We start from the raw sequence: 14,922 nt of genomic DNA, 5'->3' as shown, positions 1-14,922 counted from the left end.
GTCAAACTTAAAAACGTCAAACTTAAAAACCTATTCCTGGTACTTTCTGAGGATCTCAGGATCAATCGCTGGTTCAGTCATTAGCCATTTTTGCACGTTTCCTTTGTCCCAGCGATACAGCCAGCTCACACCCCACTGCCCGATGTGGTAATCCGTTTTGCTATAGGCTTCATCCTCCAATGCTTTTTCCAGGGTAATGAATTCATAGCCCTTATCTATTAGTCCCTGGTAGATAGCTCCGAGATAATTGGCATTGAGTGGGTTGACATGGCAGAGGTAAGTGTGCGGGATAGCCCGTCCTACCACTGTGTCAGCGACTGCTTCCATCCAGTCAAACATCCTAAGTGTATGACTGACATAAGTCTCACCCACAACTTTCATTTCTGCAGTATCTCCTTCCAGTACGGCATTAGCATACAGCTTATTGAATACATAATCGCTACTCTCCACCGTGACAGGAGCTATGGTGTAGCCCTCCGCTGCGAGAAAAGCCTCAAAAGATGCACGTGTGGTGCTATCAGGTCCGGTATTCAGGTAAGGGTGTCTGAAATACCGCATTTTACTGCCAGCGTCTTCTAGTACAGATGAGGTATAAATACCACCTTTGAGGACCTCTTCTTTGTAATCATCTAGCGGAGTATTGTACAGTGACGGGTGGCTGTAGGTATGATTGCCCAGGTCCATTCCAGCTTCCAGCCAGTCTTTCAGTATTTGTTTACGATCCTGTTCTTCACCTTCTCGGAAAAGCTTGCCTTCGTTCACGAATCCAATAACGGGTACATCGTATTTAAGTGCTGTATCTAGCACTTGTCGGTTGACCTGTTGGATATGGGCCAGGTCACGGAATGGGCCATTACTGATGAGGTCGTCTATGGTGATAACCACTTGTTTCTGAGCAGTGACCTTGAGTGAGATCGCAACTGCCAGGAGTACTATAAGTTGCTTCATTACTATAAAGTAGTAATAGAATTTACAAACGAAAGGATTCAGTCAAAAAGAAACCGACCAAATTTTGGTTTGACCGGTTTCTCGTACCATTCTCTTTTTCGTCACTCATACTTCAAATTGTCCGCCGGATTGCTTGTGGCGGCTCGTAGCGCGTGATAACCAGTGGTCAGGATGGTAACACCACCTATGACAAGAAGCACCAGGAAGTAAAGGAAGTAGTTCATATTTACGTGGTATTCGAAAGTTGAAAGCCACTCGTTCATGAAGTAATAGGCAATACCAAATGCTGGTATAGCACCGACGATCACCAGCAGGAGGAAGTCTCTCACCAGGAGAGAGACCAGACCCGAAACTTCAGCTCCGAGTACTTTTCGGATACTGATCTCTTTGGTGCGCTGCTCTGCGATGAAGGAGGCCAGACCCAGCAAGCCGAGGCAAGATATGACGATCATCATGATAGAAAAACCTAAGAACAGACTACCTCTTAGCTGATCTGCTTCATATTGCTCCATGAAGTCCTGATCGAGAAAGCTGTATTCAAAAGGTTTGTTGGGGAAGACTTCTGACCAGGCTTGCTCTATGAAGCTGATGCCTGCTGCTACATCGCCACCAATTTTAATCAGCGCATTGGAGTTGTTCAGGCTAGGGATGAATAGGAGAGCTTCTATCGGATCATATAGAGATCGTTGGTGGAAGTCTTTCACCACTCCGATTACGTGGTGATATTTGGTGCTGTCCCCATCAAATTGGAATCGTTTTCCAATGGCGGTATCCCAACCCATTCTGGCCACCATAGCTTCGTTGACCAGTACGGCTGATGCAGTGTCTGTTGGATACTTTGGATCAATGTTTCTCCCCTCAGTAAGCTCTATCCCCAGCACGGGCAAATAGTCGTAATCTATGCCGTAAGAGTCCACCCCATAGTCTTCCATCACACCCTCGTTGGTTTCCACCAGCATCACATTTTTACCAAACCCACGTCCGGGGGAGGTGGTAGCTGTAGCCGCGTCCTTTATATTCGGATCTTGCAGCAACCGGTTTTTGAGAACGGACCACTTTTCACGGGCATTCTGATTGTCCAGCACTATGCGCAGTACTTTTTCCTTGTCAAACCCCAGATCCTTTTGTCGCAGGTACTGCATTTGATCATAGATCACTAGTGTGCCAATGAGCATAAACATGGAAATGGCAAACTGTATGGTCACCAGGGTGCTACGCAGTACTTTGTTGCCAGATTTGCTTCCCTTGCCTTTCAAAACTGCCGCCGGCTTGAAGGCTGACAGATAAAAGGCAGGGTAGCTTCCGCTGAGTACGCCAGTGATTAACAGCATGATGACAATAGCCAAAATGACCAAAGGGTCGCCCAGGCTAGTCAATGACATGGAGGTTTGAAGTCTGGAGTTGAGTATTGGGACCAGAATGATGATCAGTATAAGGCTAATCAGAAGTGAGGCAATAGTCAGCAGGATAGACTCGGTCATGAATTGACGAATGAGCATGGGGCGTTGCGCTCCCATTACTTTCCTGATGCCTACTTCCAAAGCCCTTTTCATCGATCTGGCAGTGGAGAGATTCATGTAGTTGATGCTGGCGATCAAAATTAAAAATACCGCCACTGCTCCAAATATGTAGATGTATTTGATATTGCCGAGTGCTTCGGGTTCACCTTCAAAAGTAGAATAGAGATGGATGTCCTTGATGTTGATCAGTTCATACCTGACTTTGATGTCAAATTGATCAAAAATGGTGGCGACATACTGCTTGATGATGATATCGTTTAGCTTGGTTTCCAGGGTTGATATGTCAGTTCCTTCTTGAACCAGTACATACGTGTATATCCCAAATCCTCCCCAGCTTTGGGAGTTATTGCGATCTACGGTTACTTGCAGAAATCATTGCATTGGGTCGGATATGTGAGTTGGTGGGAATGTCCTGGTATACTCCAGTTACTTCAAGGGAGCTGCGGTCTGTTTTTAACATCTGACCAATTGGATTTTCACCTTTGAAGATCTTTTCAGCCATTGACTGGCTGATAACGATGGAATTGGGCCCTTGAAGCGCGGTTTGGGGATTGCCAGATAGGAGTTGATAGTCGAAGACATTGAACACGGTGCTGTCTACCATGAAAATATCCTCTTCGTAGTAGCTCATATCTTCACGTTGAAAACGCGTCCGGCCATTTCCAATAAATCGAACATATTGTGCTACTTCTGAAAACTCATTTTTCACCGTACGGCCGAGTGGAAATTGAGTCACTGCCCACCTAAAAGCATTATCCGGTTCCTTTATGTCTGATGAGATGCGGTATATTCGATCTGCTTTCGAGTGTTGATTGTCGAAGCTAATCTCATGGTACAGATAGAGTACGATGAGCAGTGAGGATACAATGCCGATGGTCAGGCCTAAAATATTGAGTGTCGTGTAGCCCGGCTGCCTCAGCAAATGCCGCGCGGTGATTTTGAGGTAGTTTTTGATCATTAGTCCGTTAGTTTGATTGTGACAATACACTACATCCAGACACCTTAGGTTGCGCTTTTTATGTCAGCGGTTATCTTTTTAGCATTTTTTAACCTTAAAGTGTTGATAACCAGGTGCACAACTATGGTATAATTAGGTGCAAAACTTGTGGGAAACCAGGGAGGTAAATTATTGGAATGGAAGAGAAATGAGTCTACCTTAGAGATACCAAACAAGAGATAGAAAACGAAACGAGAGTTTCTGTCGGTAGCGCAAAAGTTATCAGAAGCTAAGGCTGATCATAGCGTGGCAATATCGAGGTGGTAAGAGAAGAATTTGGATACTCCAGAGGAGGGCTCTTTCCTGTTTTTGAACTGTAGTTTGGCATTGAATGACGGGCTACGGTCCTGCATTAAATGGAAAGGGTAGCTATCCTATCATATGGGTAGCTACCCTTTTTGTTTTGAAGTAATCTGGCTTTTATGTGGAGCAAAAAAAAGGGATCAATCCGAAACCTGTGGGATGATAGTATTTATTGGGGACGGGCATTCGTTCATTTTAGGTTTTCCGAGACAAAAATTGGATTTACGAATAAAAGACTGTCTGAGCCGTAATCTCATTATATCGCTATATAATAAACGAAATGGCGAGTTTCTTTTATTCGCTAATTTTTGGATTGGAAAAGCGTTAAGAAATGTACGCAGCCTAGATTTTTGCTTACTTTTCATCAATGGAAAAGTAAGATTAAAGAATTTGTGAGCACTGGGCTAGACTTGAAGACAAAGCCAAAGAAATATACAGTATTCCTAAACCGAATGATCTAATTGGTTCAACCTCAATTTTATTCAAAAAAGCAGTAAACCACAGAAATATTGCTTGATCCAAAAAAAGCAGATAACCAAATGGTCATCTGCTTTGCAGAGGCTTTCCACAACCTATACTTTTCTTACGCCTCTACAGCCTCTTTGTATTCTTCTTTGATCGCAGATAAGCGATTTTTCATCACTCCAGCCATTTGATCAAATGCCTTTTGTAGATGGTCAAAAGAATCATCTGTTGCATCCAATAAACTGTCGTAGAGTGACTTGATCGTATCTTTGGATTTGTCCAGATTGCTCATTTCTTGTTGCCATTTCTTTTTCTGATCAGCGGTTATGTAAGTAGCCGAAGCTTCCAACTCATCCAGATTATTGAATATGTCATCAATTTTTTCCTTTGCTTTATGTTTGATTTTATCTCGGTCCATAATTTTCAACTATTTGATAATCAAATACATAACCTGATAAATAATGCAATTGTTTGAATAAATTCAGATTCGATGGTTGATGATGTGCCAGCTCTATTACTTTTTAGCGATAATTGCAGAGGTCAAATCAGATAAGATTTTGGCTGTAGAACCGTTCTAGAATCAATGAGTGAAATTAACGATGACGTGGCCCGCTCACTGCGGGTGATCAAAAACATTCTGGTAGTCTTTTTAGGCATTGTTATTCTCTACCTGTTGAAGATTCTCAGTGACCTATTTGTACCGCTGGCATTTGCCTTGTTTTTCGCTATTCTCTTGCAGCCACTGGTAGATCTGTTTCGCAGGAAGTTTTCACTGAATCTAAGTGTAGTTCTCACAACCATCGTTTCTGTCATCGTATTCCTCGGACTTGGTTTTATCTTTTACAATGCGGTCAGTAGCTTCATCTCCAATCGGGAGACCATTCTCTCAGGAGTGACAGCTGAGCTGAAACCGATCATCGATGAAGTAACGCGATTTGTAGGCTCAGAACTCAAAGAGGATGAGTTGAAGGAATATTTATCTCGTGTGGTGCCGACAGATAAGGTTTTGTCCATGTCGGGTTCATTCCTCAACACGTTGAGCGGGTTTGCCACCGAGTTGCTCATGACCATTTTGTACTTCGCTGGCCTGTTGGGGGCCATTGCTGAGTACGAAAAAGTAATTGATTACATCATGGGTAAAAACGGTGATGAGCATTCTGTGGCATCAGAAACCTTCCGAAGAGTGAAGGATTCCATTAGTATTTACATCAAGGTGAAAACCATAGTTAGTTTGCTCACCGGGTTGGGGATTGGTCTGATTAGCTGGTTTTTCGGCATTCAATATGCTTTGCTCTGGGGGATTTTAGCCTTTGTGCTCAACTACATTCCTTATGTCGGTTCTTTGATAGCCATTGTGCCGCCATTGCTCATCGGAGGATTGACTGCTGAGAGTGTCTCAGAGTTTGTCTTTTTGTTTATCTGCCTGGAAGCCATCCAGCTGACGATGGGCAGTATCGTAGAGCCCAAGATGACCGGAGATTCCTTATCCATCAACACCGTGACGGTGCTATTTAGCTTGGTTTTTTGGGCATTTATGTGGGGTACCGCGGGCATGCTGCTCTCCGTACCGATGACCTTCCTCATCAAAGTGATCCTGGAGCATGTGGCAGATGCTGGATTCTTCGTTCGGCTGATGGATAAAAAGACTGGCAAGGAGCTGGGTTAATCAATATTTATCTTGATTGGCCTTCCAAAGCTTATTGGCTCTCGGTTGGAATACCCACACACCCAAAATGGAGAAGATAAATAGAATCATTTCTCCGAAAAACTCACCAAATGAAGCTGGTTTTCCTTTTTCGGCCGTGACCAATGCCTTGGCGGCAAAGTAGAACAGGTACAAGTAACATCCAATGATAAATAACGGGATAAATGCGGCTAATCCGGTAAAATAGATCATGCCCGCAGTGAACATGACTAGTGTGACATAGGCTATGACGAAGATAAAAATACTGACGGTTTGTCCGGTCTCATTTAATCGATATCTACCGGGCACACATCGGTTCAGAGATTTGCCAAGAACAAATATCCAGACCACAGAAGGTAAGAATACAAAGATGCTTTTAATCAAGTAGATCGTTTCATTGGCACTTGGAATAGCTCCGGCGATAATCGTTGGAATCAGAAAGGAGATAACGATCTGATAGTGTTTTGCTTTGATGACAAATTCGTCCATGATGTTAGTTAATCAAAACGAAAGATGCTCATTCAATGATTGAGTTCCAATAAAAACCGTTCTTTTTCATCCACATGGAGTAGCAATATAGTCCCCGTTTTCTTCAATCCATAAGCTCCAGCAATGGTTACGGGTTCTTTGAGGTATATGATGGTGTTGTATCCTTCCAACTCACCAAGCATAGCCAGTCGCACCACCTCTTGTTGATGGTCTTCAGGTAGATCCTTGCTGGTGAGTGTTATGGACTCGATAGTATCCAGAGGAACAATCCCATCACCAAACAGTCCATATCTCAGAATCAATTGATCTTCAGTGATTTCAATGAATCGTCGTTTCATCGCTTTGGCATGCCCCGATACCTGCAGCACTGTATAAAGACTCAAGCCAAAAATCACCCAGGCAACAATAGCATTCCATTGGATCAGTAAAAAGTGCAGACCTATAGTCTCTACCAGCAAAATCAAAATGACAGCACCAAGCAAGGCCAGGGTGCCGCTTTCCTTGTGGTAGGTAAATGCATTGGCTTTTGGTTTCTCTCGTTTCCAGTTGATCAGCGCATAATAGATCATAGAAACCTCTGTCGTCAGCACATTGGCCAACGTTTTGTTTTCCAGTAAGTCATTTGCCGTGGATTGGAACTGGGAGTAGAAATCGGTAGTGACATCTTGCTTTTTGTAGAGTTGGATGGCTTGCCGAACCTTCACCACAATCAGCGTAATCACGGTGAGTTCTACTATTGGGAGGACAAAATTTTTGATAATGTCCAGGTGAAACTGTTGGTCTTCAGGGATTAGGAAAGAAGCTACAATTACACCTAGCACAAAAACGGGCACAGCTGTGATTTTAGGGATTTGCTTTTTCCAAATGACCAGGAGATAGAGCAGCGGGCTGGTTAAAGTCAGGTCATAAATGATCCCGAATGCCAGCTCATCTGTCAGAACAGGACTCAATGCCTTGATGAGAACGGCAATCACTGCAATGCTCAAAGGAATAGCCAAAGTGAGGAAGCGAGACCGATACGCTGAAACTGAAGTCATGATGCTTTTTGTATTAAGTGTCTCGATCAGTCGGTTTCTTACAGCGAAGAAGAGCTTTTTACATGCTCACTTCCACATTCAATTGACGGCCTTCTTTTTTGGCCTTCTCGTCCATTTGAGCTCCCATTGCCATGCCGAGGGTCATTCCCACTGGCAAAAACACCCCGATGAATGCAAAATTGTCAATGATCGTACTGAAGACAACACCAATGGGTAGCCCAAAAGCGGACATACCAATAACCATCCACAGGTTTCGGTAGTAGTTTTTAGGGACAATTTTAACCGATTTTTCCAGTGACTTGACGATTTCGTTTTTGACCTTCCGCACTTGTTTGGTGAGTTCCTTTTCATGACTGGTCAGGCTATTCAGGTAGTCAATTTGTTCATTGATTGATTGGATTTGGTCCTCAGGGAGATCTACCAATTCTAATTCGGTGAGGATATTTCTAAGACAATCGACTTGTTTGTCAAATTTGGAATAAGTACCAGATTGAATGTGTAGGGACAGTGCGTTGAACTTCATCGGGAAGACATAAATGGTTATCACAAGGTTAGTAGAGACTTATGGTCATTTATTACAATCGACTCTGGTTTTTATTTAATCATGGTGTTGGTGTTGCTGACGCTGATCCCACCAAACATACGCCGCAAAACCGATCAGACCAATCACCGATGACCAGATAAGTCCAGACTTCAATCGGTCCGTTGATTCTCCTAGATAAGCTACAAACCCAATAAGTGGAGTAATACCTAGAGCCGTGGCAGCAATAAACTTTCGAAACCGCATAGAGGATAGACCGGCCACAAAGCTGATGGTATCATTGGATAGGAAAGGGGCTAGCCGAAACAAAGCGATTAGCCAGAACCCATAGCGATCTAGATAGGTTTTCATCTTTTCTTCCGATTTCTTCCCGATCAGTTTTTGAACGGTATATTCACTTAGGTACTGACCAATGGCATAGGCTACCGCTGAGGCTAACAACACTCCACCCAGAGCCAGGCCACCTCCACGCCAGGGACCATAGGCCAGCACACTCACCACAATCAACAACCAGGAAGGGATCACAAAAGCAAACATCTGCACCAGAAACCCCGCCAGGATGATCAATGGACCCCAATAAGACAAACTGCTGATCCAGTTTTTGATGCGTTGTTCATCCCCGCTGGTGAGTACGGTCCAGCCTTTATCAGCAAAATCCTGAAATTCCTGATGGAGGAAATAGAGTAAAACTAACGAGCCAATCAGCGTTACTGTGACAATAGCAGGGATTAGTTTGCTCAGTGAAACATTTCTCATCTAAGAGTAAACCAAATTGGAGGTAAAGATTGTTTGTTTGGAGATAGATAAAATGCTGATATCGAGTGTAACAAATGTTACGATCTGCACTTCTGTCGCCTGCGTATCTTTACCAAAGGAAATACAACTATGGAAGAGTTATTGAATGAGATCGTCAACGGATATGTGGGCTATGCCAACTACCTGTGGCAAGAGATTACCCATCCCGCCTGGCACAATTACTTTTATTGGTTGCTCGGTGTTTCGGCCTTCTTTTTAATGCTGGAGTGGGTGAAGCCCTGGAGGAAGGATCAGGCCAAATTCCGAAAGGATTTCTGGTTGGATTTCTTCTACATGTTTTTCAACTTCTTCCTTTTCTCATTGGTTATTTACAATGCTGCTTCCAATGTGGTGGTGCACTTCTTCAATGATTTGCTGGCGGCAATAGGGATCACCAATCTGGTGGCATTTGAAGTGATGAGCTGGCCTTTGTGGGCGCATTTGTTAGTTGGTTTTCTGGTGCGGGATTTTGTGCAGTGGTGGACGCATCGATTGTTGCACACCAGTCCGAGGCTTTGGGAGTTTCACAAGGTGCATCACTCCGTGGAGGAAATGGGATTTGCAGCGCACCTCCGTTACCACTGGATGGAAACGATCGTTTACCGATCTATTGAGTACATTCCTTTAGCACTTATCGGAATTGGGCTGAGAGATTTTTTCATCATCCATATCTTCACTTTGGCGGTAGGTCACTTCAATCATTCCAATATCAAAGTGAATTTAGGACCATTAAAATACCTGTTTAACAATCCGCAGATGCACATATGGCACCATGCACATGATATTCCTAAAGAACACAAATACGGTGTTAATTTTGGGATTACCCTGAGTATTTGGGATTATCTGTTCAAAACGGATTACCTCCCTTATGAAGGTCGCGACATTAAGTTAGGCTTTCCTGGTGTGGAGAAGTTTCCAAAGAGTTTTGTTGGCCAAAACTTACATGGATTTAAAAAAGAGCATGCCAATCAGGACACTGCTTAAAAACTCTTTGAAATCGACTACATTTATAGAATGCGCACAGTAATTCTCTTTTTACTTCTTTTTTACAGCACTCTTGGGTTCGGTCAGGAGCTGGAGTACCCCGTCATCAAAGGTTTCGGAGGTGTGGTACGGGTGCCAAATACTATCAATCCAGCTCATGGAGCTAAGGTCATCATAGATGTGACTAGTGCCGACGTGACGGACGCTGGCGTCAACAAATCGTTGGATCGGGTAGCACGTTTGATCAATCTGTATGGACTTGCGGAGGTACAGGTGAGTGATCTGGAAATAGTGGTCATCATTCATGGAGGGGCTACCAGGTCGGTTATTACTCATGAGGGTTACCAGGAAAAGTATGGGACAGCCAATCCGGATATTGCGCTGATCAAGGCGCTGAAAGATCAGGGAGTGGAAGTGTTGGTATGCAGTCAGGCACTAATAAAAAGAGGGTTTAAAACCGAGTGGCTAAATCCAGATGTGAGGTTGGCTTTGTCTGCTATTACTACTTTAGTTGACTATCAGCAGAAGGGTTTTTCAACATTAATCTATTAAGTAAGAGTACATGCAAGAGCTTATCAATAATGTCCTGAACAACTCGCAGATAGAACCAAAGTTAGCTGAAGAGATCATGACCATCGGTCGGTTGAAAAAAGTGAAAGCTGGTGGTGTGGTGATCAGCCCGGAAAGTGACAGCAATGAGATGCCGATCGTGCTGGAAGGTTTGCTGAAGGTGATGCGCCAGGATAAAAATGGCAATGAGGTATTTCTCTATTTTTTAGAAGGAGGTGAAACCTGCGCCATGTCCATTACCTGCTGCATTGAGGGTAAGAAAAAAGCCTTTCACGTAGTAGCTGAAGAGGACTCCATCCTTTGGATGGTGCCTATGGGCCATATAGATAGCTGGGTGGCACGTTATCCTTCGTTTAGGAAATTTGTGTTTGAAGCCTACCAAACGCGCTTTGATGAAATGCTCAATACCATCGATAGTGTGGTGTTTTTGAAAATGGACGAACGACTCTACAAATACCTGCTAGACAAGAAGCAGGCATCGGGGACTTTTGTGATCAACAAAACGCATCAGGAAATTGCCAATGAGCTGAACACCTCCAGGGTGGTGGTTTCCAGGCTGTTGAAACAACTCGAGCGCGAGGAAAAGATCGAACAGCACCGAAACAGGATCGAAATCCTCTAATCGTGTGTTACAAATGTTACATCGAACGAAATGATCGGCTTCTAGCTTTGAGCTCGTAAATTTGAAGATGTAACTGAATGAGCATTATCCAAAAGATATTACCCATTACGAGCTGGCTTCCAGCTTATAAAAAAGAAGACCTAAGCGGAGATTTATTTGCTGGGCTTACGGTAGGCATCATGTTGATCCCGCAGGGAATGGCTTATGCCTTGATTGCAGGTATGCCCCCTGTATATGGTCTCTATGCTTCCATCGTTCCTCAGTTGATTTATGCCATTTTTGGCACCTCCAGACAGCTGTCTGTTGCCCCAGTAGCCATGGATTCACTGCTGGTGGCAGCAGGAGTGAGTGTGCTGGCCACCGAAGGAACTGATGCCTATATTGGTTTTGCCATCTTGTTGGCTTTTTTTATGGGGCTGTTTCAGTTGCTGCTTGGAGTAGCTCGCCTTGGATTTATTACCAATTTACTTTCCAAGCCGGTCATTAGCGGATTCACGTCGGCCGCCGCTTTGATCATCGGTTTGAATCAACTAAAGTATCTGCTGGGTGTGGAGTTGGAAAAGAGTAATCGTGTCTACGAGATCCTTTGGAGTGCCGTCCTAAGCATCAATCAGACTCACGTTGTGACTTTGATTATCGGCATTGCCGGCATTGTGATCATCAAAGCAGTGAAAAGGGTAAATAACAAAATACCAGGTGCACTGCTTGCTGTGATTTTTGGTACCACACTAGTCTACTTCATGCAACTGGATCAAAGTGGCGTGAGCATCGTAAAGACCATTCCAGATGGGTTGCCAGCATTCAAGATGCCAGAGTTCAGCCTGGGTCAGCTTGGTGAGTTGATTCCACTGGCCTTGACCATCTCGGTAGTCGCTTTTATGGAGGCGTTCTCCGTTTCTAAAGCGATTGAAGCGAAAAAGCGGGACTACAAGGTGCTGCCCAATCAAGAACTGGTAGCTCTGGGAGCAGCCAATGTGGTGGGCTCCTTGTTTCAAAGTTTTCCGGTGACGGGTGGTTTTTCCAGGTCTGCAGTCAACTATCAGTCAGGAGCCAATACACCGCTTTCATCCATTATTAGTGCAGTGTTGGTTGGGTTAACGCTCATCTTCCTGACACCACTGTTTTACTTTCTGCCCAAAGCTATTCTTGCCTCGGTGATCATGGTGGCAGTGGCCGGACTTATTGATCTGGGCTATGCCCGACAGCTATGGCGAGATAGTAAGGTGGAATTCGGCCTGCTGCTGGTTACCTTTTTAGTCACCCTTAATTTTAGCATGGTACCTGGTATTGTCAGTGGTATTGTACTCTCCATACTGATACTGCTGTACAATCTGGCTTATCCGCACATAGCCAGACTAGGGCGAGTGAGAGGACATCATGAGTTTAGAAATGTCAAACGGTTCAAAGACCTGGAGGTATGGGATCATGTGATGATCTTGAGAGTGGACGCACCTTTGACATTCATTAATATTCAATACTTCAAGGAGTATGTGGAGGATCGGGTAGAAGAAGCTGGAGGTGATTTGCAAACCATCATTTTGGATGCCGGACCGGTAAGTCACATGGATGCCACCGCTGCTAATGGCTTGCGCGATTTATTTAGCTACCTGAAAGAAAAACATATTGAATTTTTGATTTGTGACCTCATCGGCCCGGTACGCGACACCCTGAGACGTACTGGATTGAAAGAAGTCTTAAATGAGAAAAATGTATTTTTTGACCTCAATGAGGCAGTGAGGTTTGTAACTACTCGTGAGCAAGGACAATACAAGGAATTTGCATTACAATCTAACGTGGAAACAGAATGATATTGAGAGACTATCTGGCAATAGACAGAACGAAACTAGCTAACCAAAGAACTTTGTTATCTTTCATCCGGACCAGCCTGTATCTAGTGATTTCGGGTATAGCACTGATGAAGGTAAAGGCACTGGAGGGGATTAGCTGGCTGGGCTATGCGGTGTTGATAATAAGTGCCGTGGTACTGACTATCGGGGTGAGTAACTATCTGATATTCAGGTATAAAATAAGGAGTGGCTATCAGGATGCTGACGAGTATAAGCAGTTGAATCAGGGTAACTAATGTTACAATCCATCCTGGTTGACCGCCGTATGTTTGTAGTAGATATAAATAAAAGTAGAAAGCAAAAATATAAGAAATGAAAGTTGAACAGATATACACAGGGTGTCTCGCACAAGGAGCCTATTACATCGAAAGTGATGGTGAGGCAGCCATTGTAGATCCATTGAGAGAGTCGGCCCCATATTTAGAGAAAGCACAGAAGGAGGGAGCCAATATCAAATATATTTTTGAGACACATTTCCATGCTGATTTTGTATCAGGTCATGTCGATCTGGCTTCTAAAACTGGAGCTACGATCGTTTATGGCCCCAATGCCAAAACAGAATATGACATTCATGAAGCAAAAGATGGAGAAGTGTTTCAGCTAGGTAAAGTACAAATCAAAGTACTCCATACGCCTGGCCATACGATGGAGAGTACCACCTATCTTTTGATTGACGAAGAGGGTAAAGAACACGCGATATTCAGTGGTGATACACTGTTTATAGGAGATGTCGGTCGTCCGGATCTAGCGCAGAAGGGTACTCTTACGCAAAACGACCTGGCAGGATATTTATACGATAGCCTGAGAACTAAGATCATGACTTTGCCTGATGAGGTAATCGTGTACCCGGCACACGGCGCTGGCTCGGCTTGTGGGAAGAACATGAGTAAGGAAACCACGGACCTGTTGGGTAACCAGAAGAAGACCAACTATGCACTGAGAGCGGATATGACCAAAGAAGAGTTCATTAAAGAGGTGACAGACGGATTGCTCCCACCTCCACAATACTTTGCTCAGAATGTGGCCATGAACAAATCTGGAGCTGCCGGTCTGGACGAAATTTTGGAAAAGGGCAACGTCGCTCTGGATGTGGAGACGTTTGAGGCCATGGCCAACCACGAAGGTGCTTTGGTGGTGGATACCCGAAAGCCCGCTCAGTTTGCGGAAGGACACATACCTAATTCTATCTTCATAGGAATAGATGGAAGCTTTGCTCCATGGGTAGGTGCGTTGATTCCTGACCTACAACAGCCAATCGTCTTTATTGCGGATGAAGGCAGAGAAGAAGAAGTCGTGACTCGACTATCCAGAGTAGGGTATGACAATACACTCGGTTTCTTAAAAGGTGGATTGGACGCCTGGAAAGCTGCTGGAAAAGAGGTGGATTCTGTGAAATCGATTCCTGCAACGGAGTTTGCTGAGGAATTTAAGTCTGGAAAACTGAAGGTGTTGGACGTGCGAAAGCCTGGAGAATTTCAGTCTGAACATGTAGAAGATGCACAGAGTTTGCCACTTGATTATATCAGCGAAAGCATGGATCAGATCAGTAAGGATGAAACCTACCATGTGCACTGCGCTGGAGGCTATCGTTCCATGATAGCTTCCTCTATATTGAAATCCAGAGGGTATCACAACGTGGTAGATATCGCAGGTGGTTACAAGGCGATTTCTGAAACAGAAGTCCCTACTACGGATTATGTGTGTCCAAGCACACTGAAATAAGAAAAACGAAATAGGAACTTTTCACAGTTGAGTAAAGCGCTGGCCGGTTGGTTAGCGCTTTTTTTACTCTTGGTCGAGAACTGAGGGGGAATAGAGCATGGTGATTTGTGTTCTTACTTTTTCACCATTCTGTTCACCGGGTTTCCATAAAGGCATTTTTAGGATTTCTGGAATGAGCTGCTTGCCGGTTCGTGACTCATTGTCATTAAAGACCTGGACATTGCTTAAACATCCACTTGTTTCAACAATTGCTCTGATTTTTACTGGATGATCTACATTCTGTTTAATCTCTTCACTGAAGTAATTCCAAACATTGGCATCTGAACAAGAGTAGCTGAACGTCTGATCATGATTCCATTTTTTGAGTTCATCACATTGACCAAAGATGGGAGGCATGG

The 14,922-nt window shown here is 44.0% G+C and carries 16 protein-coding genes; 7 read left to right on the top strand and 9 right to left on the bottom strand.

The window, feature by feature from the left end; genetic code table 11:
- Positions 1-30 precede the first annotated feature (30 nt).
- From ACO067_RS04100 to ACO067_RS04085, 4 genes are all read right to left on the bottom strand, one after another.
- On the bottom strand, positions 31-948 hold the full coding sequence (locus ACO067_RS04100) for a polysaccharide deacetylase family protein (RefSeq protein ID WP_421871096.1): 918 nt from the start codon (positions 946-948) through the stop codon (positions 31-33).
- A 101-nt stretch (positions 949-1,049) separates the two neighbouring features.
- On the bottom strand, positions 1,050-2,564 hold the full coding sequence (locus ACO067_RS04095) for an FtsX-like permease family protein (RefSeq protein ID WP_421871094.1): 1,515 nt from the start codon (positions 2,562-2,564) through the stop codon (positions 1,050-1,052).
- A 247-nt stretch (positions 2,565-2,811) separates the two neighbouring features.
- Complete coding sequence (locus tag ACO067_RS04090; protein ID WP_421871092.1) at positions 2,812-3,426, bottom strand: ABC transporter permease; 615 nt, start codon at positions 3,424-3,426, stop codon at positions 2,812-2,814.
- A gap of 925 nt (positions 3,427-4,351) precedes the next feature.
- Positions 4,352-4,651 (bottom strand): hypothetical protein, encoded by a 300-nt coding sequence (locus ACO067_RS04085; protein WP_421871090.1) that lies wholly within the window; start codon positions 4,649-4,651, stop codon positions 4,352-4,354.
- 165 nt (positions 4,652-4,816) lie between these two features.
- Here ACO067_RS04085 and ACO067_RS04080 point away from each other — a divergent pair, with 165 nt between their 5' ends.
- Entirely contained in the window at positions 4,817-5,899 is a 1,083-nt protein-coding gene (locus tag ACO067_RS04080; RefSeq protein ID WP_421871088.1) for an AI-2E family transporter, read from the top strand.
- Here the strand turns inward: ACO067_RS04080 and ACO067_RS04075 are convergent, their stop codons facing one another.
- From ACO067_RS04075 to ACO067_RS04060, 4 genes are read right to left on the bottom strand one after another with little or no spacing between them, the layout of a single operon-like run.
- A complete protein-coding gene (locus ACO067_RS04075; RefSeq protein WP_421871087.1) occupies positions 5,900-6,406 on the bottom strand; it encodes a hypothetical protein in 507 nt (168 codons plus the stop codon).
- A 32-nt stretch (positions 6,407-6,438) separates the two neighbouring features.
- Positions 6,439-7,443 (bottom strand): hypothetical protein, encoded by a 1,005-nt coding sequence (locus ACO067_RS04070; protein WP_421871085.1) that lies wholly within the window; start codon positions 7,441-7,443, stop codon positions 6,439-6,441.
- Positions 7,444-7,501: 58 nt separating this feature from the next.
- Complete coding sequence (locus ACO067_RS04065; protein WP_421871083.1) at positions 7,502-7,990, bottom strand: hypothetical protein; 489 nt, start codon at positions 7,988-7,990, stop codon at positions 7,502-7,504.
- Between the two features lie 51 nt (positions 7,991-8,041).
- The gene (locus ACO067_RS04060; RefSeq protein ID WP_421871081.1) at positions 8,042-8,740 is read right to left on the bottom strand and encodes a TVP38/TMEM64 family protein; all 699 of its coding nucleotides are present in this window, start codon (positions 8,738-8,740) and stop codon (positions 8,042-8,044) included.
- A 129-nt stretch (positions 8,741-8,869) separates the two neighbouring features.
- Between ACO067_RS04060 and ACO067_RS04055 the strand changes: the two genes are divergently transcribed.
- The 6 genes from ACO067_RS04055 (at position 8,870) to ACO067_RS04030 (ending at position 14,524) form a co-directional block, all read left to right on the top strand.
- Positions 8,870-9,763 carry a sterol desaturase family protein gene (locus tag ACO067_RS04055; protein ID WP_421871079.1) on the top strand — a complete coding sequence of 298 codons (894 nt, stop codon included), beginning with the start codon at positions 8,870-8,872 and terminating at the stop codon, positions 9,761-9,763.
- Positions 9,764-9,793: 30 nt separating this feature from the next.
- The gene (locus ACO067_RS04050) at positions 9,794-10,315 is read left to right on the top strand and encodes a DsrE family protein (RefSeq protein ID WP_421871077.1); all 522 of its coding nucleotides are present in this window, start codon (positions 9,794-9,796) and stop codon (positions 10,313-10,315) included.
- A 10-nt stretch (positions 10,316-10,325) separates the two neighbouring features.
- Positions 10,326-10,955 carry a Crp/Fnr family transcriptional regulator gene (locus ACO067_RS04045; protein WP_421871075.1) on the top strand — a complete coding sequence of 210 codons (630 nt, stop codon included), beginning with the start codon at positions 10,326-10,328 and terminating at the stop codon, positions 10,953-10,955.
- Between the two features lie 77 nt (positions 10,956-11,032).
- Entirely contained in the window at positions 11,033-12,763 is a 1,731-nt protein-coding gene (locus ACO067_RS04040) for a SulP family inorganic anion transporter (protein ID WP_421871073.1), read from the top strand.
- A complete protein-coding gene (locus ACO067_RS04035) occupies positions 12,760-13,038 on the top strand; it encodes a DUF202 domain-containing protein (protein ID WP_421871071.1) in 279 nt (92 codons plus the stop codon). The genes ACO067_RS04040 and ACO067_RS04035 overlap by 4 nt, the downstream gene beginning before the upstream one ends.
- 76 nt (positions 13,039-13,114) lie before the next feature.
- Positions 13,115-14,524, top strand: coding sequence for an MBL fold metallo-hydrolase (locus tag ACO067_RS04030; RefSeq protein WP_421871069.1), 1,410 nt, complete (start codon positions 13,115-13,117; stop codon positions 14,522-14,524).
- A gap of 63 nt (positions 14,525-14,587) precedes the next feature.
- On the opposite strand, the gene ACO067_RS04025 is transcribed toward ACO067_RS04030, so the two are convergent.
- The gene (locus tag ACO067_RS04025) at positions 14,588-14,920 is read right to left on the bottom strand and encodes a hypothetical protein (protein WP_421871067.1); all 333 of its coding nucleotides are present in this window, start codon (positions 14,918-14,920) and stop codon (positions 14,588-14,590) included.
- Positions 14,921-14,922 lie beyond the last annotated feature (2 nt).

Source organism: Marinoscillum sp. (assembly GCF_965229915.1).
GTDB lineage: Bacteria > Bacteroidota > Bacteroidia > Cytophagales > Cyclobacteriaceae > Marinoscillum.
The sequence above is the reverse complement of the archived record's forward strand: the minus strand, read 5'-3'. Positions and strand labels throughout refer to the sequence as shown.

What these genes read in the sequence shown, in the direction of transcription:
- ACO067_RS04100 (WP_421871096.1), bottom strand. Translation starts at nt 948, where the DNA reads ATGAAGCAACTTATAGTACTCCTGGCAGTTGCGATCTCACTCAAGGTC.
- ACO067_RS04090 (WP_421871092.1), bottom strand. Translation starts at nt 3,426, where the DNA reads ATGATCAAAAACTACCTCAAAATCACCGCGCGGCATTTGCTGAGGCAG.
- ACO067_RS04085 (WP_421871090.1), bottom strand. Translation starts at nt 4,651, where the DNA reads ATGGACCGAGATAAAATCAAACATAAAGCAAAGGAAAAAATTGATGAC.
- ACO067_RS04080 (WP_421871088.1), top strand. Translation starts at nt 4,817, where the DNA reads ATGAGTGAAATTAACGATGACGTGGCCCGCTCACTGCGGGTGATCAAA.
- ACO067_RS04075 (WP_421871087.1), bottom strand. Translation starts at nt 6,406, where the DNA reads ATGGACGAATTTGTCATCAAAGCAAAACACTATCAGATCGTTATCTCC.
- ACO067_RS04070 (WP_421871085.1), bottom strand. Translation starts at nt 7,443, where the DNA reads ATGACTTCAGTTTCAGCGTATCGGTCTCGCTTCCTCACTTTGGCTATT.
- ACO067_RS04060 (WP_421871081.1), bottom strand. Translation starts at nt 8,740, where the DNA reads ATGAGAAATGTTTCACTGAGCAAACTAATCCCTGCTATTGTCACAGTA.
- ACO067_RS04055 (WP_421871079.1), top strand. Translation starts at nt 8,870, where the DNA reads ATGGAAGAGTTATTGAATGAGATCGTCAACGGATATGTGGGCTATGCC.
- ACO067_RS04050 (WP_421871077.1), top strand. Translation starts at nt 9,794, where the DNA reads ATGCGCACAGTAATTCTCTTTTTACTTCTTTTTTACAGCACTCTTGGG.
- ACO067_RS04045 (WP_421871075.1), top strand. Translation starts at nt 10,326, where the DNA reads ATGCAAGAGCTTATCAATAATGTCCTGAACAACTCGCAGATAGAACCA.
- ACO067_RS04040 (WP_421871073.1), top strand. Translation starts at nt 11,033, where the DNA reads ATGAGCATTATCCAAAAGATATTACCCATTACGAGCTGGCTTCCAGCT.
- ACO067_RS04035 (WP_421871071.1), top strand. Translation starts at nt 12,760, where the DNA reads ATGATATTGAGAGACTATCTGGCAATAGACAGAACGAAACTAGCTAAC.
- ACO067_RS04030 (WP_421871069.1), top strand. Translation starts at nt 13,115, where the DNA reads ATGAAAGTTGAACAGATATACACAGGGTGTCTCGCACAAGGAGCCTAT.
- ACO067_RS04025 (WP_421871067.1), bottom strand. Translation starts at nt 14,920, where the DNA reads ATGCCTCCCATCTTTGGTCAATGTGATGAACTCAAAAAATGGAATCAT.